We start from the raw sequence: 18,473 nt of genomic DNA, 5'->3' as shown, positions 1-18,473 counted from the left end.
AATACCGAGAGATCCACCTCGTGGTCTATCAGATAATTCAACGTGTACTCGAAGGTGCCCGGGAGAATCTGCTCCCGAAAGGCAATCGGAAGGAGCTTATGCTGATCGTAAGAATAGTCTTTGTAAGGGAATTATATACTTGACTCCCTCACCAGTTAGGTATACAATTTCTTCCTGATATAGGAAACCGCACATGGACGACAAAATTACCATTAGCACCTTTCAGCTTTTCAAGATGTTCCCCGATCAAGGAACGGCACGCAAGTATCTTGAGGAGCGTCTTTGGCCAAAGGGCGTGAAGTGCCCGACCTGCGGAAGCGCAGAGCGCATCACTGTCCGCAAAGACGGCTTCTATCGCTGTAACGCATGCAAGGAAGATTTTACCGTTCGCACCGGCACAATCTTTGAGCGGTCACATGTTCCGCTGCACAAATGGGTTTACGCGATGTATCTGCTGGTCACGTCGCGTAAAGGTATTTCGTCGCTTCAGCTTTCCAAGGAGATTGGCATCACGCAGAAGTCGGCTTGGTTCGTTCTGCACCGGCTCCGCGAGGCTTGTGGTAATGACCTGACGGTGCTGCGCGGAGTGGTTGAGGTTGATGAGACCTACATTGGTGCGAAAGAGAAGGGTAAGCATTCTGGGAAAAAGCTTCGCGCCGGTCGCGGCACCGTCGGCAAGATCCCGGTAGTCGGAATGCGTGATCGCAGCGGTCGCACGAAGGCAAAGCCTATCGCAATTGCCGACACCCGCAATTTGCACGCTGCCATCCTTGAGAATGTTGAAGTCGGATCAATGCTCCATACTGACGAACACGCGGGTTATCAAGGACTCGGCGGCATGTTCTACGACCACAAGACAATCAATCACAGCGCTGGCGAATTTGCCCGCGATGGCGTGAGCACCAATAGCATTGAAAGCGTGTGGGCCGTACTGAAGCGCGGACTGCACGGTGTATATCACCACGCCAGCGATAAACACCTCGCTCGGTACGTGGATGAGTTCACATTTCGGCTAAACGACGGAAACGTGCAACGGCACACGCTGAATAGGCTTGACAGTTTTGTGGATGCAACCGTGGGACGGCGCGTCACCTACAAGAGTCTGATCGCGTGAAGCGGCCACCGCCGGTGCTGGACAGAATTACCGATGTAGTTCTGGCTTATCGACCAAATCGAAAGAAGAAAGCAAAGTCGCCCAAGAAGGCGGCTCGAAAGAAGAGTGTCTCAGCATGATCCTTTCCGCCCAACAAATTTCGGAGGCGTACCGGAGCGGTGGAATCCTCATCGTTCCGTTCGACGAGGCGCAGGTCCAGGCAGCCACCTACGACCTTCGGGTAGGGAGCCAAGGGGCCACGACCAGCACGAAAAAAATCGTAAACATCAAGGATGTCGGCTATCTCCTGATTCAGCCAGGGGACTTTGGCGTCGTTACCGTCCTCGAAGAGATAAGATTTGGCCCCCAGCATGCGTGCGCTTCGGCCTTCGGTCCAAATACGCTCGCAAAGGGCTCGTCGCGACTACCGGACCGCAGATCGATCCCGGATATCACGGCCGTTTGATCATTGGGATAACGAACCTCACGCCACGGTCGATCTCCCTTCCGTACAAGGATGATCTGATCTCGGTCGAAATCCACCGATTGGAGCAGGCCACTCTCAAGCCCTACAGTGGTCCCTACCAGGATAAACTGGAGTTGGGGCCTGAGGAGATCGAAGCCGTAACCGAGAGCGAGGGCATGGCTCTCTCTGAAGTCCTCACCACGCTAAGATCGCTCAGCCAAAATGTGGCGGCCCTCGCCTCAGAAGTAAGGACCCTGCAATGGGCTGTCCCTGCGATCGTTACGCTTGGGTTCACGGTCATCGGAATAATCGTCGCGATCAAGTAGAGTCGGGCGCCTCGGCCGCGATCTGCGCGTTTTGGATGTTGCTATGGCCGAGGAAGGCTTGGATGTCGCGCGTCGGGCGTCAGGAAATGGGGGGACGAACCGATACAGGGGGGTGTGAATGCCCTCTACTACGGCGATAACCTGCAAGTGCTTCGTCATTCGATCGCAGACGAAAGCGTCGATCTTATTTACCTTGATCCTCCATTCAACAGTCAAGCGACCTATAACGTCCTTTTCAAAGCCACGTCTGGCGAACAATCGAAGGCGCAAATTGAAGCGTTTGAAGACACTTGGCATTGGAACGATTCAGCGGAGGTAGCTTTTGATGAGGTGATGAGCAACGGCAACAGCGATGTTGCAGAAATGCTGCGCGCTCTGCGGTCGTTTTTGAAAGAAAACGACATGATGGCCTATCTAACAATGATGGCTATTCGCCTACTTGAGCTGCATCGAGTCCTAAAGCCCACTGGCAGCCTCTACCTTCACTGTGATCCAACTGCATCGCACTACCTCAAGGTCGTGATGGACGGAGTGTTCCGTGCGGAGAATTTTCGCAACGAGGTGATCTGGAAGCGAACGGCAGCGCATAGCGCCTCGTTGCGATGGAACGACGTTCATGACACCCTTTTGTTCTACACCAAATCCGATAGCTATAACTGGAACGAGGTACTCCTGCCTCATACAGACGAACACGTGGCCCGATACAAGAATGAGGACGCGAATGGTCGCCAGTGGGCTGACGATAATCTCACCGCGCCGGGCACTCGCGGCGGCGATTCAGGGGCGGTGTGGCGTGGCTTTGATGTAACGGCCAAGGGCAACCACTGGAAAGTGAGTAATAAAGCAGTCGAAGCCATCGTCGGAAGCGAGGTGGGGGCAAAGCTGTCAACCACGCAAAAACTGGATCTACTAGACGCTAACGGCCTTATACACTGGCCCAAAAGGCGACAGGGCGGAAGCGGGTTCCCACGCTTCAAGCGGATGTTGAGTGGCGGAATAAGTATTCAAGACACTATCACCGACATACCACCCCTAAACTCCCAAGCCGCAGAGCGACTTGGTTACCCAACGCAGAAGCCGCTTGCGCTGCTGGAACGCATCATCCAGGCTTCGAGCAACGAAGGCGATGTGGTGCTCGACCCGTTCTGCGGTTGTGGCACTACTATTCACGCAGCGCAAAGGTTGCGTCGCCAGTGGATAGGAATCGACGTTACTCACCTTGCTATTTCCCTGATCGAGAAGCGCCTCAAAGACGCTTTCCCAGGCATTACGTTCGAGGTACACGGAACACCGAAAGACCTCGGAGGCGCTACCGCCCTGGCAGCCGCCGACAAATATCAATTCCAATGGTGGGCCGTGTCGCTAGTTGACGCAGTTCCTTACGGCGGCAAGAAGAAGGGAGCCGATAGCGGAATCGATGGCTTTATCTACTTCAAGCCCGATGGCAAGACGACCGAAAAGGCTATCGTTTCCGTCAAAGGTGGTGATAACGTCAGCGTTCCGATGATTCGGGACTTGGCGCATGTGGTTGCGCGCGAGAAAGCGAAAATAGGGATTTTCATTACCCTAGCAGATTCAACTAAACCCATGAACACTGAAGCTGTAAAGACAGGCTATTACGAAACGCCGTTCGGTAAGTATCCGAAGATACAAATCATAACTATCGAGGAGCTTTTTGCGGGGAAGAAGCCCAACATTCCGTTGGTAGACCCGACGGCCTTCAAAAAAGCTCAAGTTGAGAACATGACGCAGCAGGGAAGGCTGTTCTGAGGAATGTTACATTAGGGAGTCAAGTATATAATTCCCCTTTGTAACGTGCCATGGGTAGGTCATCTGTTGTTATGATCAGATAGCGTCATTCTACCATAAGACACGCAAAAAGAGACTTATTCGACAGCTTCAACGCTTAAGCTCACCGCCGGCTGCGCAGCAGAGCCTGTAGGGTGTGCACCGTGCCGTTTGCGGTGCGCACGCGGACCGAGCGTTGGGTTCACCGAACCCGGTGGGAAACATCCAGGCCATTTCGCGTGCGCACTAAAACAACTCTTGCAACCGCTCGCGCGTAAGATCACAGTCCCGAAGTATCTTAGTGAGCAGGCCTGGACCGATTGCTTCACCCGTATGAACTGTAACTACTGTCGACCGACCGTCCTCATGACGAAGAAAGTGGTGACTACCTTTAATCCGTATGACCTCGAAGCCCGCTTTGCTGAGTGCCGCTATGAGTTGCTTACCAGTGAGGATGGGAAGCTTGCTCACGCGGCAACCGTGACTCGCTGAACTCCAACAAAATCCAGCGACTCAGGCGACGTGCCTTCAACTTCCAGACAAAGCTCGATAGCTTCACGGATGCGCTGCATGAGTACATCGAGCGATTTCGCCTGGGTATGGCATCCAGGTAGCGAGGGAACGGAAGCTATGAAATAGCCTTCGCCATCACGCTCAATGATGACATCAAACTGATGAGCCATAAGTGACTACCTCCTAAGGCTTATTGTATACGAAAGGATTCCGAGTAGCCTGCGACAGGCTCTAACGGCCGCGCCGCCGGTCCTCTTTTTCGCCCTTGCCTTTAATGAGTAATGCCATTGTGTTCTCAGAGCTTGTGAATCAATCTATCGCGCATCCCGATCGCTGCGGCGCGCATGCTCGTTTCTCGCCTGTCGTCTTGGGTAACAGGCGCGACGTTAGGAGCATTCTGTTGACCCAATGGTTAGGTCACTTTCTTTCCAATTGTTGCGCCACTTGTTCATTGACTACGTACTTGGTCCTTCTCTGCGCAATACCAAGGGATAGCTGCCCGTGAGCGTTCTCCATTTCGTGGTCTTTACGGCGCTTCGCGAAATTCTGATATTCCGGTTCACAACCGAGCTCACGACTAAGCGCGTGAAGATCTAGCCGCTTCAGTATCTCAACCGTGATCGGTCGCTTGTCCGACCAGAAGATCATCGATTTAAGGAACTGCGATGCGGGTTCTGAATTAACCAGTCCTGCCACGAAGCGAGCTTCGGACTCTGACCAACATGGGAGGAAGTAGGTGGTGTCGTCCAAGACCACGGCTTTGTCGCGAAATGGCTCTACTACCTGAAAGGACAGCCGCTTATAGAAGCCTGAGATGGCTACTTTCCAACCTGAGAACGAGTAGTCACCAACACCAAAAATCGAATACGTCGGTCGATTGCGGTAGATGGAGCTCCCTCTTTTCTCAAACAGGTCGCTATGCGACTCGAGGTAACGCCAGGCTCTTGGAGCAATTTTCTTGATTGGATTGGTGTCTTCTCCCACGTATTTCTGCGTTACCAGCATGTACTTGCGGCCATAGCGAATCTGCCCATTCCCGATGTCCGAACTCTTCAGCATCGGATAAACATAGTCGTCCTCAAGAGCAACTAGCTCCCCCATAGCGTTACGGTATTTGTTGTCTTCTGGCTCAAGCTCCATCACCTTGGAACAGTCATGCTTGATCCCAGATCTCCAGGTGTAGACATGATCACTACCGTTAAGATGGCGCCACTTGCTGTACTGCGCCACGTTGGAAAGGACGATTGCGTCGTGGTAGCCGATCGTCTGGGACGGCCTTGCAGAGTCAAGCGCGTTGTAAACCGCGCAATCGACCGCATGACTTCCTTGAAGCAAATCGATTACGAGAAAACATGCATCCACGGATGCACCGAAGTGCTTCTGCGCGTCGACCATAAACATGCTTGAGCTGGCAACGGGAAACTTGTACTTCCACGCGTGGAGTAAAACCTTTCGTGCAACAGCGGCCTTACATAAAACGGCTATTGCACCGCGCCGATCTTTCAGCCACTCCAGGTGCTGTAATAGCATCCATTCCGAAATATCAAAGTTACTCTTGCCTGTGATGGCATCGTAGCCGCGGCGCTGCTGGAAATTCGACTTGCTTGGGACATTCGCACTTGCTAATAGAGCAAGCTCTGAACTCGTGACCCATGGTGGATTGCCGAGTATAAGGAGCGGCTGCGGTAACTCGGCTAGGAGCGCATCCCAGTTGAGCTCGAAAAAATCTTCGTGAATAAGGTCAATATCGTCCGGTCGGCTCGATGCCAAGACCCGAGGTTCGAGCCCTGCCAAATGCTTCGGATTTACGTCTACCCCAACGTACCGTTGGGCATGTGGAAATGCCTGAATCGCCACCAGCAAGAACGCACCCTTGCCGCAGGTTGGCTCCAGAACAGACCGCGGATTGATGCCCGTTCTTCGCAGTGCCCCGACCGCTGCTTCGGCAAGTGGCAAAGGTGTTTGGAAATCACCGAATTCCCACTTCTCTTTTGTTTTTCTTGCCATCTTGGCGCTACCTTATTCGACGAATACCGTCGACCTTCCCCGCTTCTTGAATTACACGGCCATACTGAAGCCGCCACTGAAGTGCGTTGGATATCGTTAAGTAACCTTGTTTCGGAGGGTTCTTGATTACTTCCTCGGCAATCGAGCGTGCCTCAATGTCGTCGACTGGTAGATTCTTGTCTTGCATAAACGCGATGAGATCATCAACGTTTCCGTCGTTCTCAAGAATTTGCAGGAGGCCTTTCGTCATTTGAAAGTCTGCTGTTCTCTCTTGTTCGACAAAAATGGTGTGTTGCATGTCAAGACGCGCGGTGCGGCCCTTGCTGTCATCCTTCTTTTCGTAAACGAAGACCAAGAGGTTATAGCCTAAGCCATATATCTTCTGCCTCGCTGATGTGAATGGGCTAGATGACTGTGGCTGCTTGATGCTTGTGACCTTTATATCTACGCCCAAACCCGGGAAATCAATTCCGGAGGCGGAGTTGCCCGGTTCATGGTCGTACTTCGCGATCAAGTAGTAGGTGAATTTGTGCTCCAGATAGGTCCCCACCGCTTTCCCGTCGGTCACACCGTAGAGACTTGGCTCGTCGTAGATACTCTCGACCTCCGCGAAGAGAGCAGCTTCAGCCACGAGTGTTCTGATATCAAGCTTCGTTTTCTTGGCCATATCCCCGATGCACAGCGATTGTCACTAGTGGTGTCTAACGCGTTGATATGTTTGGTAGCTCGCTCCGCGGTTCCTGGCGCTCGGGGTTCCTCGCGACGATTTATTCATAACCTCTCAAGTGCCGAATGTAAAACTAACAGCTCGCCCTTTCCGCCGAGCGCGAGATCGCCGCTAAAGCGCCCCGCCTCGGGCCCGATATCACACAGCAAGGGGAGCCTGTAGGGTGTGCACCGGGCCGTTACGGGTGCGCACGCGGACCGAGCGTTGGGTTCACCGTAGCCGGTCGAAAACATCCAGGCCATTTTGCGTGCGTACAGCGCACCCTTGCTGCATGCCGTCGTTAGAGAGCCTCCTTGAAGTAATCTCCGGACAAGATCTCCTTCTTGTCGGTAGTCGAGCCCCTGTAGACATAAACCCATACATTGTCTCTTGTGCCGGATTCCAGGACAATGTCTTTCTCGACCCTCTCGAACGCGTGCGGCTCGGGGTCATTCGGCCCACAACCCTCGAAGTCATCTAGGCGAGCCAGAGCGTCAGGTGGATTCTCGAAAGCATACACCTCCCCGTGGATCCACGAGCCGGGGTCGCGGGACGGCACAAGGCCCGGATATTCGCCCAGGTGAAAGAGTCGTCCTTGCACTCGCGCACGCCCAACGAACCTCGCTTCACGCGCGAGCATCTGGGACACGCCGTTCCCGCTGTCTTTCCGGAGAGTCCCGTAGACGAATAGTCGACTTGTCATTGCTGACCCTAGCGATTGACCTCCTCGAGAAGGAGGTCAGTGACTCGAATCCCTGATCCTTAATAAACTTTCGGGCTCCTCGGCAGAATCTATGGGTATTCCGTTAACTCCCTCTCCCACCGGGAGAGGGCGGGGGTGAGGGGATCTCAACCAAGGCAGCGCGAATACTCTCCAACACCGCCTCAGGATCTCCAAGCACTTCATGATTCCAAAATCGAAGCACGCGATAACCCACTACCTTGAGATATTCAGTCCTCTGCAAGTCGTTCGAGACCTGCTCGGCATGTTGGCCACCATCGACCTCGATGACAACTTTGGGCTCCAAGCAGAGGAAATCCACGACGTAGGGTCCAAGGACCTGTTGACGTCGAAACTTGACGCCGTCGAGTCGTCGACCGCGCAATCGACTCCACAAGCACCGCTCCGCCTCGGTCGAATTCTTCCGCAGCGCCCGGGCCAGACTGTTCATCGGTCTCTCTATCCCCTCACTCCTGCCCTCTCCCCGGCGGGAGAGGGAGTTAACCGTGGCGCACTTGCCTTGCCTCGAAATCTCGAACCTGAAAACTCGTGGCCAGGCCTAAATAAACAGACCCATTATCATGCGATCCTTGCCAGACCGTCTCTCCACTGACCCACAAATTCTGCGGAAGAGCCAACTTTCGGAGCCAATCGTGGGATCTGACATTCTTTAGGTACTCGAACAGCATGTGAAATATCACGAAGTGAAATCTGACCGAGGCGCCACACGGAACCCACGAATTCGAAGAAGTTCAGTAGGTGATGACCGCGAGGATACTCTCCATCACGAATTCCTCTTGGGCTCTCTAACGCGTTAATATGTCTTCTCGCTCGCTCCGCGGCTTCTGGCGCTCGGGGCTGGTCGAGACGATTTATTCACAATCTTTCAAAGCGCCGAATGTAAAACTAACAGCTCGCCTTTTCCGCCGAGCGCGAGATCGCCGCTGAAGCGCTCCGCCTCGGGTCCGATATCGCGCAGCAAGGCGAGCTTACGGTAGGAGTTGCTCAGTTGCCGGAACAGCAAACGCAGAAACTCCATCTTGAGGAGGCCGCAGGAATTGAAGGTGGCGCTGATCCCGGCGGGCTTGCGGGCGAACACGATCGTGCCCCGGCGCATACCAATCCCGGGGTAGCATCCGCTCTGTCCTAACACCAGGATGGTTCCCCCTTTCATTCGGCTGCCGCAATAATCGCCGCTATTGCCGCGCACGAAGATGATCCCGCGCCGCATGCGGTCGCCGACGCGTGCACCCGCATCGCCCGAGACGATGATGACTCCCTCCGACATGCCCTCGAGCGCGCCGGCCTCGGCGCCGCCGAGGAAGTCCCCGGCATTGCCATTTACCTCGATGTAACCACCGCGCATCCCGCGTCCGGTTCCATGACAGGCCGATCCGCGCACCGCGATCGTCCCGCCGCGCATGTTGCGGCCGACATCGTCACCGGCGCGGCCTTGTACCGAGATGCTCCCAAAGCTCATCGCCATACCGATGCCGTACAGTTTATCGCAAGCGCGCCGGATGTGGATCACGCTCGTGTCCTCGCCCTGGACCTCGAAAAGCTCATGCAGGCGCAGGGAGCGGTTACCGCAGGTGAGCTTGATTTGCTCGATGGCGGCGCGGCCCAATGCCTGTAAGCCATCGGGCGTGAGGCGCCCGATATCCACCTCTTGGGCCGGGCGCCTCCGCAGCGTGAGCGTGAGCGGGGTCAAGCGAGGATCTCCCGCAAGTGAAAATGATAGGGACCCAATCTACCGCCGAAATTCCCGGCGCTGATGCGGTAGATCCCCTTTTGCGGGCCGAACTTACACACGGTTTCGATTCCGGCCCGTATCGATTCACGGATGGCCTCTTGATCGAGCGCATCGACGACCACCTCCAGCACCGAGCCGACCTCGGGGGTCAAGCTCGAGCGTACCCGGCCCTTCAAGGTGGGACAATACGCGTCATTGGTGGAAGCTTTCATAAACTTGTACTTCGAGCCCACCTTGGAACCGGAGCCGACGATACCCCCCGGGAAGCAGGTGACGGCGCGCGGCACCCGGCGAATGGCTTTAACCGCCTGTTCACAGGCCGTCAACGCATGCCGCGTGGTTTTCGCGAATACCAGGAAATTGCCGCCCCCAACCGCGTTCGCGACCCCGGTCTTTTCTTCACAGACAAATTCCCCATGCATGACGGGAATGCGCCAATAACGGATGCCGTCGATACGCTTGGCGATCTGATAGCCGTCGCCGAAGAACCGGATACTGCTTCCGAGCTTGATAGAGGGCTCGCAACGCAGCCCCGCGAAACAAGCGCTGGTCGCGGTGGTCATGACCGATTGCCCGACCCGGCGCAGCACCTGATCCGCCAGTTGTTTCACGGACATCGCGAAGATGATGACCGCGATCCCCGGCCGGCCGTCGGGCGTATCCATGGGATCGAGCTCGCACTCGATGTCCGCCTCGCACCCGCAGGCGATGACCGAGGAGGCAAAGCCGGTGAGCGAATTGGCCGCGCGGTAGGCCGACTTCAAGGTCATCGCGGTGATGATGAGCCGCGTCGCCTTCATCGGAAAGGCTTCGGCGAACGTGTCCTCGATATAGACGCCGTTGAGGTTCATGCGGCCTGCCGCGCCTTGCAGTTGGCGATCACAATCCGGCCGCGACCTTCGCCGGCGATCTCCTCATCGCGGAGTTTCCTATTCTCCCATCCCAGCGTATGGTATTTCTCGAGATGCGGCCGCAGAATCCGGTCGATACGCTTATCGTAGTCCGGCCGGACCACATGGGTACTGCCATGAGTGATCTTGATCACTTTGCCGTTTTTCACGACCAGCTCACCGTCTTTAAATACGAACCGGGGCTGGGAGAACATCCGCTCGCGATTCGCCTGTTCCTTATAGACCGTGATGTCGGCCGCCGCGCCGGCGCCGAGGTGGCCGCGATCGGTCAATCCTAGGCTCCGGGCCGGCGCGGCCCGGGTCATGATGGCGATTTCGTACAGGCTATACTCCCGGTCGAGACTCCCGAGCGTGCTCATCGCCGCGGCGCCCCGATGGATCGTCGCCAGCCTCTCGTTACGGTAGCTCTTGTCCATCAACAAGCGGATGAGGTGCGGATAGGTCGTGAACGGCGCCCCGTTGGGGTGATCGGTGGTCAGGAAAATACGCCAGGGGTCTTTGACCAACAGAAACAATTCCAATCCGATCGCCCACTGCAGCGAGTTCACGAAGCTCTTGTCCCTGTAGCGGAACGGCACGACGCCACAGCCGGCGTCGCACTCGATGTCCATGCACACCCATTTCTTGGGATAAGCGCTGGCGCGGTTCCGGTGCTGCGCCATGGTATCGCCCGAGGCCGTGATGGTCTGGCCGAACATGATCTGACCGACGTCGATGGAGATATTCGGGTGCGCGTTGACGCTCTCGGCGATGCGCGCCGCGCCGGAGGAGAACCGGCGGTCGCCTTCCGTGCCGTAACTGTGGAATTGGACATGCGTCAGGTGCAAGGGTAGGCCGTCGCTGCCGGCGATCGTTTTCAGCGTGGTATCGACATTGCCCGCGACGCCGAGATTGCACCCGTGAACGTGCAGCGGGTGGGGCACGCCGAGATCGAAGACCGCTCGCGCGAGCCGCTGCAGAATCAAGCGCGGCGTAATCGGATAATAACAATGCTCCTCATCCAGATCGAGCATGCGTTGATTGAACTTGAAGGCGCTGATCCCGCCTGGATTGACCACCTTGATCGCGAGGGCTTGCGAGCTTTCCAAGGTCCACGCCACATAATCATTGATGAGCGCCTGTTCACGGCCTTCGGCGAGCAGCCGCAGGAAGAAATCGTCGTTGCCGAGCAGCGCATAGGCGCCCTTGTCCACGATCGGCGTATCCCCCATTTCCATGTGCGCCTGGCGCGCGTTCAGCGGCAACATTGCGGGTTCGAAGCACGCGGTGTAGCCCATTTCGGCGTACCGGTAGCCGGTGGTGATCGTCGAGGGTGTCACCAGGCCCGATCCCGAGCGCGTGATCCGTCCCGAGGCGACCGGATGGGCTGAGTGATCCTCGGGCAGCAAGACCCGGGCGATCGTCATCTTGCCCCCGCCGATATGGGTATGGATATCGATCCCTCCCGCCATGACTACGGCGCCGGAGAGATTATATTCGTGGCTCGCCTTGACGCCGCCGGGAGGCGGGGCGACGATGCGGCCGTCGCGGATGAAGATATCGCGGACCTCGCCGTTGACCCCGTGGGCCGGGTCGTAGACCTTACCGCCGCTCAAGCGCGTTAACACGCCGATGTCCTAGAGCGCATTTTGGATTTCCGTGAGTAGGTGTGCGACGCTCGGCAGGGGCGAGGTTCGCTGCCGTTCGAGGTACAACGACACCACCGAATCGAGCCGCACGAGCTGAGCCGCATGGTCAAGTCCCGGGATCGCCACCGGGATGAAAACCTCTGGCTCCTCGGGACAATGCATATTCGGGGCGCCGAGTACGACCAGGGGTTTGGCCGCCGGCGGAGGCGCCGCGCGAAACGCCGAGATCCACACGACGGCATCGGCGGACCCCGATCCGACCAAGTGGCCGGTGCTATAACGATGCGCATCATGCGCGGGATACCCCGCCGCGAACGCGGTGCGGAGCGGAAAGCCCGTCTGCCATGCGCACACGCTAACGGCCGTGATTGCGCCGTCGTTGCCGCCCAAGGGCAAACCGGAAAAACGCGTAGTGTCATTGAGATCCTTGACCAGCTCCACGCACGCTTCGACGGCAAGCTCGGCGTGAGGATAATCGAGCTCGGCGCTCGACCACGCCAGCACCCCGTAGCGGGCCGCTTTCATCTTTTCGACGATAGAATTCAAGACCGGGATCCGTACTCCGGCGATCGAGGCTGCTTGGAGCCGATACCCCGCCGCGAGCGCGCGTAACGCCGACACGATTTCGATGAGTTGCCGCGGATCGAAGCGGACGTGCAAGGGTTTTCGGCCCTCGGGGCTCGTGCCGGGCTTGGTGTTGAGGCCGGCCCCGAGGTAGATGATCTGGCGTGCGTTGCTGTCGAGCTGGAATAGCGATGCTTGGTTCCAAACCAGGCGCTCGAAAAAACGCGGATGCGCGCTCACCGCATCGGTACCTGCGAAAATAATCAGATCGGCGCGATTCTTTAACTCCGTGAGCGTGGTCGTCATCCAACCCGTGCCTTGTAGCACGCCGATATTCCGCTGGAGCGCGTTTCCGTGCATGTGATCGAGCGCGCCTCCGGTGCGTTCGGCCAGGCTGAGCACCGCACGCATCCCGCCGACATCCGTCCCCAGGCCGGCGAACAGAGGGAAGCGGGCGCCGCGAAGGATCGCCGCCGCCCGCTCGATGCACTGTTCGATCGTTGCCGGCTTGCCCTTGAGGCGCGGCTGACTCGGCCCGTCCGGGTTCTCGAATCCGGAAACTGCCCGGCCACAACCGTTCTTCAGGACGCGCACGCGGCCGCCCGCCTGCTCCACGATAAGATCATCGCACAGCAGGCTGCAGAAAGGACAGGCCGCCGCGTGCGGCGGGCGCGCCGGCTTGCCGGTTTCCCGGTTGATCGCTGCTTGAGGTACGGTCATGCTAATAATAGGTCTGCGGCAAGCTGGTATGATGACGGATCACCGCGCGAGCGTAAACCAGGATGTTGCGGTTTCTACCCGGCATGCGAAAAGGCGCGGATCATCGGGGCCGGACTGTATCCATTCGAGGGCCTCGCGTGACTTGCCGGGGTCACGGATTCGTTCGTTTAAGACTATCATTATGCTACTTTAATTTGATCTAGGAGGTAGATGTTATGAATAGTTCAGATGGCCCGCCTGATGCTCAAACGACGCCGGTGAATACATCCGAGGCTCGGTCCTCAGCAGCGACGGGCATCGCTGAGATCTCGCAGGGTATCGTCCAGCTAGGTAACGGGCTCGCTTCGATTGCCGATGGCCTGGCCAAGACCGGGCAAATAATTTTGCCGATGCAGGACATGCTCCCAGAGCTTGTCGCTGCATTGCAGGAGGTTCAGAAAGACACGAGGCGCCTCGGCGGCTTCAAAGGCCTCCTGCACCTCGCTCGGGACAAAGACTTACAACGGACAATACAGCTACTCAAAGTGATCCCGATCCTGCTGGACAGGCTTGGTGTCGGTCAGAAGTGAAATGCCACGCCGGAGATAAGGTCTTGAGTATATCGAGCTACCTTGGCATGCAGGGTAAATCTAGTGGCTGGTCCTTCAAAGCGGCCTTCTACATCTCACGCCAGCGTTTGCAATGCCTCCACGATGCGCTTGCGGTAGAACGGCAGTTGCCAACGCCGCCCGCCGACTTGATGCCACAAGAGCGCCGCTCGCACCCCCGCCAACAAAGCCGCGCGCACCTTGTTGGCGATCTCCGGATCGCGTAGAAAACGCGCATCGCCGCGCACCTGGACTCGGAATTTAAGCGTGCTCAGCGTCTCTTGGTAACTGCTGGCAATCGCCGCCAGCGTGCTATCGTCGGTAAACCCCTCCGCAGGCATCTGTTGTTGCACTGCGCGCAATCGGGTTCCGAGCAGATCTAACATGCTCTTGTTTTTGCGCAACACATTTTCCAGGTGCAACAACCCGATCACATAGGTGACTGCGTCGCCGTACTTGGGGCCGCGCCGCTTGCGATCGAAGATGTCCTTGAGTGCGTTGATGCCGAGGCTCAATCCAAAGCGGTAATCCTGCTCTCCGCCGAAGACCTCCTCTGTGCTCTGGGGGTCAAACGCGAATAAGCTCCGGACCAATGCCTTGAGGTTCTCGTTCGGAACGGCGCCGGTGTTCGCCAAGCGATCCACCAAGAGCGCGGCTTGGAACACCGCGGCAAGCGCCAGGGCTTGATCGCGTATTTGATTCTCCATAAGGAAATAGTTTCGGCGTTGTATGCAACCTGAACGACGGGTCAAAAAGTCGCGGAATTATGGCTGGGTCGACACACTTGCCACACGGGCGAAATGGGGCCGTTTAAGATCCCAGACCACCCCCAGCCGCTCGAGCAGGCACAATGCGTAGTAGGAAGGATCGAACTGCCACCAGCGGAAACCGTGGCGCACCGAGAGCGGATAGTGATGGTGGTTGTTGTGCCATCCGTCCCCCAGCGTCAGGATCGCTCCAAGGACGTTATTCCTGGAATTGTCCCCGGTCCGATACGGTTGCGTTCCCCACACGTGCACTAAGGAATTGATCGAAAAGGTGCCATGCCACAAGAACACGGTGGCGACGATGAAACCCCATAAAAAACCTTCCAATCCGAACCCGTAGACGAGCGCGGCGATGTAAAGGTTTACCGGTAACCAGGTATTCTCATTGAGCCAGGCGAGTTCGGGCAGCACGGTAAAATCCTTAATCAGCTCACTCCTTGTGTGCTTGTACTTGCGGCAAAGGATCCATCCCATATGTGACCACCAAAACCCCTTACGCACCGGGGAATGGACGTCCTGGATCTGATCGGAGTGGCGGTGGTGATGGCGGTGATGGCTGGCCCACCAAAGGACTCCCTTCTGCAGCGAGCATTCGCCCAGGAACGCCAAGAAAAAAGCAAATGGGCGGCTGGTCTTGTAGGAGCGATGCGAAAAATAGCGATGAAAGCCGGCGCTCAATGCAAACATGCGCACATAATAGGACGCGACGGCCAAGGCCAACCATTGCCACTCGAAATGCAGGGCGATGGTGTAAGCCGCCAACAGGTGTAGGACAATGAACAGGATCGTGTCTTGCCAAATTATTCTTTCGTCATCGCCGATCGCGACGCCGGTCGCGGCTTGCTGCTGTGTCATTGCCTTCAATTCACGCCCATTATGGGTCACGGGTCGATCTCCGTCCCCCGCCATGCCGCCCGCCCTTCAGCAATGCTTATAGGTCGTCACGTTGATCGCCCACCACACACCGCTCGCCTCAAGACCCAAGGGGAAGGCGAGGATCCATGCGAAAGGTATGCGCAGTATATTGAGTGGCGCGCTAAACCAAAAGACCGTCCGCGTATCTTCCGGCCAGCCGCGGTTTAATCCCCAACGCGTGCGTAGGCCAATGTTCCCGGCGCTAACCGCACCGCAAGCCCGCCGCCCGGTCCGAACGTTGATGTTTAGGGCTGAACTACCTATGGTAATGGGCGCTTCACGGGATTTATACTTGATGCGCCGTGACTCAGTGATTCATAGGGGAAGGTCCATGCAGTTGCCAACACTGGTGCCAACCAATCGCACCACAAAAAATAGAATCTTATACGCCCTTGCGCTGTTTGTTGTTACCGGGATCCTGGTCGGGACCGGATATACCCTCATTCAGATCAACGCAAGCACGAAGTATGTTGAGATCTACGTACTCATCGCGATCGCGGTCATCCTTCTGATCCCCGGCCGCGTGCAGCAATTTTATTGGAAGGACTATTTCCAAGGCCAACGGCTGCAGCTCAAAGGGAAGCATTCCGAAGCCTTGGCCCACTTCGAGCGATTCTTGGAAGCGGTCCGGAAGCGGCCCACCCTGAGGCATTTAATCTGGTTTAGCCAGTGGTTCTACACTTCCAATGTGGAGGTCATGGCCCTGAATAACATGGGCGTATCGGCGATGTGGCTGCAAGACTCCGACAAGGCGGAATCCTTGCTAAAGGCAGCAGCGCAGTTGGACCCCGAATCCCCGCTCCCGTATTTCAATTTATCGGTTATGCACTATGCCTTGGGCGCCGATGCCGAGGGCGCGAAGAACCTCACCAAGGCCGAGACCTTAGGTTATAAAACCGCGAGCATTCGCGGTATCGCTAAGATCGCGCGCGAATCTAACGCCGCGGACAAACCGGTCAAAGCGCCGAAGAAGCAAGCCGCGGGATCCTGATGGGATTTAAAATCGCCGGGCAGTCTCCGTAACGGAACCCGCCACTCACGCTATGGTCGCGCGCTGATCGTACCCACCATGCCGTGCTTGCTCTCGCAGCGGGACACGCGGACCACCGAGATCATGGACGATCCCCGGTGCGATCGTGAGCGGCTCTACCGCACCTATCGGCAGTTTAGAGCGGTCAACGCCGCCCTATCCAGAATTCGTTCCGTATATAAGCGCTGGATCCGGCCGGCGATGCGCATCCACGAGCACAGCTACAACTTACTCGATATCGGTTTCGGCGGCGGTGACATCGCCCGCGCCCTCCACCGCTGGGCCTGTGCCGATGGCTTGCGCCTAACGATCACCGGCATCGACATCGACGCGCGCGCGTACCGATACGTGCAAACCCTCGATTGGCCCGAGGGCGTCACATTCCGAGTGGCCGACGTGAACGAACTCCGCGATCGGCAGGAACGGTATGATTTCGTGTTCTCGAATCACTTAGTACACCACCTCGATACCGCTGCGTTGCCGGCAATGCTCGCAAGCGCGGCCGCGCTTTGCGCCCGGGAAGTCTTGTTTGTTGACTTGCAACGCAGCGACCTGGCCTATCTCGGTTTCGCGTTCCTGAGCGCCATCGCTTTTCGCGATTCCTATATCCGGCACGATGGCTTAATCTCGATCAAGCGCAGCTATACGTTTCGAGAGCTGGCCGCGATTGCGCCCCCGGGGTGGACCGTGGAACGCCTGTTTCCGTTCCGGTTGGTCTTGCGTTACGTGGCGGCGGCGGAAGCTTGAGCCGGGGGCTTCAGAGGTTGTGAAAAAATCGTCGCGAGCGATGGGAGGTCGCGTTTCGCCGGGTGCGAAACGGAGCGTAAGCCCCGAAGGGGCGAGTCCCAAGGATGGGACGAGCAGCCGGAGTGTATATTGAAATACATGAGGATTCCGAGCACCGCCGGAAAGCCAGGGCCAGGGAGTGGCCCTGTTTGGCGCGCCGAGGATGCAACGCGAGATCCCGAGCGCAGCAGATTTTTTCACAAGCTCTCATGGCCCGGGGGAAAGCGTATCTACCGAGTAGCCATCGCCTTCCAGCATGTGACGCAATTTGCGCAAGGCTTCTAATTGGATCTGGCGCACGCGCTCCCGGGTCACGCCGATCTCGTAACCTACCTGCTCCAAGGTGGCGATCTCCCTTCCCCCGAGGCCGAAGCGGCGCTCCACCACGGCGCGCTGCTTTTCATTCAAGTGCGCGAGCCACACCTCGAGATGCCGGTGCATATCGTTACCTTGCAGCAACAAGGAGGGGTCGATATTGTGTTCGTCCGGGATGGTCTCGATCAGCGTCCGCGAGGAATCGCGCTCCGCCGGTGCATCCGCCGAGCTGACGCGCTCGTTTAAACCGGCGACCTCTTGCACTGCCGCGATCGGCCGATCCAGGAGCTGCGCGACGTCTTCGATGGTCGGCTCGCGATCCAAGCTCTGGGCCAGCTGCCGGACCGCGCGCATATACAGGTTGATTTCCTTGACCACGTGGATCGGAAGGCGGATGGTCCGGGTCTGATTCATCAAGGCGCGTTCTATGGTCTGCCGGATCCACCAGGTGGCATAGGTTGAGAAGCGGAACCCTTTTTCCGGATCGAACTTCTCTACCGCGCGCATTAAACCGAGATTGCCTTCCTCGATGAGGTCCAGCAAGGCCAAGCCGCGATTTAAATATCGGCGCGCGATCTTGACCACCAAGCGCAGATTACTCTCGATCATGCGCTTGCGGCTGCCCTTGTCGCCTAGGCGCGCGGCGCGCGCGAGCCGGACCTCTTCCTTGGCCGTCAGCAGGGGTGAGTATCCAATCTCGCATAAATACAAGCGGGTGGCGTCGATCTCGGCTTCCGAGATCTCGGCGGGATGTTCTACCGCCACGCCCAAGCTGGCCGCCTGCTTGTCCTCGATCCCCTCCTCGCCGTCTTCGTCGAGCATATCCACCTCCGCATCGCCCGAGTCAGTGTCGAGATCGGTGATCTTGCTCATAGCG

Annotated in this window: 20 protein-coding genes; 7 read left to right on the top strand and 13 right to left on the bottom strand. The window is 57.3% G+C overall.

Annotated elements, in window-relative coordinates; translation table 11 throughout:
- The first annotated feature begins 193 nt into the window (after nucleotides 1-193).
- The 4 genes from M3436_04340 to M3436_04325 all read left to right on the top strand — a co-directional run bounded on the left by M3436_04340 (nucleotide 194) and on the right by M3436_04325 (nucleotide 3,655).
- Nucleotides 194-1,114 carry an IS1595 family transposase gene (locus tag M3436_04340; GenBank protein MDQ3563389.1) on the top strand — a complete coding sequence of 307 codons (921 nt, stop codon included), beginning with the start codon at nucleotides 194-196 and terminating at the stop codon, nucleotides 1,112-1,114.
- Between the two features lie 115 nt (nucleotides 1,115-1,229).
- Nucleotides 1,230-1,559 (top strand): hypothetical protein, encoded by a 330-nt coding sequence (locus M3436_04335; GenBank protein MDQ3563388.1) that lies wholly within the window; start codon nucleotides 1,230-1,232, stop codon nucleotides 1,557-1,559.
- Nucleotides 1,556-1,885: a hypothetical protein gene (locus M3436_04330; protein ID MDQ3563387.1), complete on the top strand. Its 330-nt coding sequence runs from the start codon at nucleotides 1,556-1,558 to the stop codon at nucleotides 1,883-1,885. The genes M3436_04335 and M3436_04330 overlap by 4 nt, the downstream gene beginning before the upstream one ends.
- 114 nt (nucleotides 1,886-1,999) lie before the next feature.
- On the top strand, nucleotides 2,000-3,655 hold the full coding sequence (locus M3436_04325) for a restriction endonuclease (protein MDQ3563386.1): 1,656 nt from the start codon (nucleotides 2,000-2,002) through the stop codon (nucleotides 3,653-3,655).
- A 264-nt stretch (nucleotides 3,656-3,919) separates the two neighbouring features.
- Here M3436_04325 and M3436_04320 read toward each other — a convergent pair whose 3' ends face one another.
- The 10 genes from M3436_04320 to M3436_04275 form a co-directional block, all read right to left on the bottom strand.
- Nucleotides 3,920-4,144, bottom strand: coding sequence for a type II toxin-antitoxin system HicA family toxin (locus tag M3436_04320; protein MDQ3563385.1), 225 nt, complete (start codon nucleotides 4,142-4,144; stop codon nucleotides 3,920-3,922).
- A complete protein-coding gene (locus tag M3436_04315; protein MDQ3563384.1) occupies nucleotides 4,141-4,356 on the bottom strand; it encodes a type II toxin-antitoxin system HicB family antitoxin in 216 nt (71 codons plus the stop codon). Before M3436_04315 ends, M3436_04320 begins: the two co-directional genes overlap by 4 nt.
- A 247-nt stretch (nucleotides 4,357-4,603) precedes the next feature.
- Nucleotides 4,604-6,193 carry an SAM-dependent DNA methyltransferase gene (locus M3436_04310; GenBank protein MDQ3563383.1) on the bottom strand — a complete coding sequence of 530 codons (1,590 nt, stop codon included), beginning with the start codon at nucleotides 6,191-6,193 and terminating at the stop codon, nucleotides 4,604-4,606.
- A 7-nt stretch (nucleotides 6,194-6,200) separates the two neighbouring features.
- Nucleotides 6,201-6,860, bottom strand: a complete 660-nt coding sequence (locus M3436_04305) for a restriction endonuclease (protein ID MDQ3563382.1) — start codon at nucleotides 6,858-6,860, stop codon at nucleotides 6,201-6,203.
- A gap of 340 nt (nucleotides 6,861-7,200) precedes the next feature.
- Nucleotides 7,201-7,602: a gamma-glutamylcyclotransferase gene (locus M3436_04300; protein MDQ3563381.1), complete on the bottom strand. Its 402-nt coding sequence runs from the start codon at nucleotides 7,600-7,602 to the stop codon at nucleotides 7,201-7,203.
- A gap of 103 nt (nucleotides 7,603-7,705) precedes the next feature.
- A complete protein-coding gene (locus M3436_04295; protein ID MDQ3563380.1) occupies nucleotides 7,706-8,071 on the bottom strand; it encodes an endonuclease domain-containing protein in 366 nt (121 codons plus the stop codon).
- Nucleotides 8,072-8,506: 435 nt separating this feature from the next.
- A complete protein-coding gene (locus M3436_04290) occupies nucleotides 8,507-9,331 on the bottom strand; it encodes a formylmethanofuran dehydrogenase subunit C (protein ID MDQ3563379.1) in 825 nt (274 codons plus the stop codon).
- The gene (fhcD, locus tag M3436_04285; GenBank protein MDQ3563378.1) at nucleotides 9,328-10,224 is read right to left on the bottom strand and encodes a formylmethanofuran--tetrahydromethanopterin N-formyltransferase; all 897 of its coding nucleotides are present in this window, start codon (nucleotides 10,222-10,224) and stop codon (nucleotides 9,328-9,330) included. Before fhcD ends, M3436_04290 begins: the two co-directional genes overlap by 4 nt.
- Nucleotides 10,221-11,891 carry a formylmethanofuran dehydrogenase subunit A gene (locus tag M3436_04280; GenBank protein MDQ3563377.1) on the bottom strand — a complete coding sequence of 557 codons (1,671 nt, stop codon included), beginning with the start codon at nucleotides 11,889-11,891 and terminating at the stop codon, nucleotides 10,221-10,223. Before M3436_04280 ends, fhcD begins: the two co-directional genes overlap by 4 nt.
- Nucleotides 11,892-11,900: 9 nt before the next feature.
- Entirely contained in the window at nucleotides 11,901-13,196 is a 1,296-nt protein-coding gene (locus M3436_04275; GenBank protein ID MDQ3563376.1) for a formylmethanofuran dehydrogenase subunit B, read from the bottom strand.
- A 215-nt stretch (nucleotides 13,197-13,411) separates the two neighbouring features.
- Here M3436_04275 and M3436_04270 point away from each other — a divergent pair, with 215 nt between their 5' ends.
- Nucleotides 13,412-13,765: a hypothetical protein gene (locus tag M3436_04270; GenBank protein ID MDQ3563375.1), complete on the top strand. Its 354-nt coding sequence runs from the start codon at nucleotides 13,412-13,414 to the stop codon at nucleotides 13,763-13,765.
- 95 nt (nucleotides 13,766-13,860) lie between these two features.
- Here the strand turns inward: M3436_04270 and hflD are convergent, their stop codons facing one another.
- Both hflD and M3436_04260 read right to left on the bottom strand, forming a co-directional pair.
- A complete protein-coding gene (hflD, locus tag M3436_04265) occupies nucleotides 13,861-14,490 on the bottom strand; it encodes a high frequency lysogenization protein HflD (GenBank protein MDQ3563374.1) in 630 nt (209 codons plus the stop codon).
- Between the two features lie 57 nt (nucleotides 14,491-14,547).
- Nucleotides 14,548-15,435 (bottom strand): acyl-CoA desaturase, encoded by an 888-nt coding sequence (locus M3436_04260; GenBank protein MDQ3563373.1) that lies wholly within the window; start codon nucleotides 15,433-15,435, stop codon nucleotides 14,548-14,550.
- Nucleotides 15,436-15,796: 361 nt separating this feature from the next.
- Here M3436_04260 and M3436_04255 point away from each other — a divergent pair, with 361 nt between their 5' ends.
- Together M3436_04255 and M3436_04250 are read left to right on the top strand one after the other, a co-directional pair.
- Nucleotides 15,797-16,456 carry a hypothetical protein gene (locus M3436_04255; GenBank protein MDQ3563372.1) on the top strand — a complete coding sequence of 220 codons (660 nt, stop codon included), beginning with the start codon at nucleotides 15,797-15,799 and terminating at the stop codon, nucleotides 16,454-16,456.
- Between the two features lie 78 nt (nucleotides 16,457-16,534).
- The gene (locus tag M3436_04250; protein MDQ3563371.1) at nucleotides 16,535-17,242 is read left to right on the top strand and encodes a methyltransferase domain-containing protein; all 708 of its coding nucleotides are present in this window, start codon (nucleotides 16,535-16,537) and stop codon (nucleotides 17,240-17,242) included.
- Nucleotides 17,243-17,488: 246 nt separating this feature from the next.
- Here the strand turns inward: M3436_04250 and rpoS are convergent, their stop codons facing one another.
- Nucleotides 17,489-18,469: an RNA polymerase sigma factor RpoS gene (gene rpoS, locus M3436_04245; GenBank protein MDQ3563370.1), complete on the bottom strand. Its 981-nt coding sequence runs from the start codon at nucleotides 18,467-18,469 to the stop codon at nucleotides 17,489-17,491.
- Between the last annotated feature and the right edge of the window lie 4 nt (nucleotides 18,470-18,473).

Source organism: Pseudomonadota bacterium, assembly GCA_030859565.1.
Classification (GTDB): Bacteria; Pseudomonadota; Gammaproteobacteria; order JACCXJ01; family JACCXJ01; genus USCg-Taylor.
This window is presented reverse-complemented; position numbering and strand designations above follow the sequence as displayed.

Bases quoted from the DNA above. Each gene is read 5' to 3' on its own strand.
- M3436_04255 (MDQ3563372.1), top strand. From the start codon at position 15,797: ATGCAGTTGCCAACACTGGTGCCAACCAATCGCACCACAAAAAATAGA.
- M3436_04310 (MDQ3563383.1), bottom strand. From the start codon at position 6,193: ATGGCAAGAAAAACAAAAGAGAAGTGGGAATTCGGTGATTTCCAAACA.
- M3436_04250 (MDQ3563371.1), top strand. From the start codon at position 16,535: ATGCCGTGCTTGCTCTCGCAGCGGGACACGCGGACCACCGAGATCATG.
- M3436_04335 (MDQ3563388.1), top strand. From the start codon at position 1,230: ATGATCCTTTCCGCCCAACAAATTTCGGAGGCGTACCGGAGCGGTGGA.
- M3436_04315 (MDQ3563384.1), bottom strand. From the start codon at position 4,356: ATGGCTCATCAGTTTGATGTCATCATTGAGCGTGATGGCGAAGGCTAT.
- M3436_04305 (MDQ3563382.1), bottom strand. From the start codon at position 6,860: ATGGCCAAGAAAACGAAGCTTGATATCAGAACACTCGTGGCTGAAGCT.
- M3436_04270 (MDQ3563375.1), top strand. From the start codon at position 13,412: ATGAATAGTTCAGATGGCCCGCCTGATGCTCAAACGACGCCGGTGAAT.
- M3436_04275 (MDQ3563376.1), bottom strand. From the start codon at position 13,196: ATGACCGTACCTCAAGCAGCGATCAACCGGGAAACCGGCAAGCCGGCG.
- M3436_04295 (MDQ3563380.1), bottom strand. From the start codon at position 8,071: ATGAACAGTCTGGCCCGGGCGCTGCGGAAGAATTCGACCGAGGCGGAG.
- fhcD (MDQ3563378.1), bottom strand. From the start codon at position 10,224: ATGAACCTCAACGGCGTCTATATCGAGGACACGTTCGCCGAAGCCTTT.
- M3436_04340 (MDQ3563389.1), top strand. From the start codon at position 194: ATGGACGACAAAATTACCATTAGCACCTTTCAGCTTTTCAAGATGTTC.
- rpoS (MDQ3563370.1), bottom strand. From the start codon at position 18,469: ATGAGCAAGATCACCGATCTCGACACTGACTCGGGCGATGCGGAGGTG.
- M3436_04300 (MDQ3563381.1), bottom strand. From the start codon at position 7,602: ATGACAAGTCGACTATTCGTCTACGGGACTCTCCGGAAAGACAGCGGG.
- hflD (MDQ3563374.1), bottom strand. From the start codon at position 14,490: ATGGAGAATCAAATACGCGATCAAGCCCTGGCGCTTGCCGCGGTGTTC.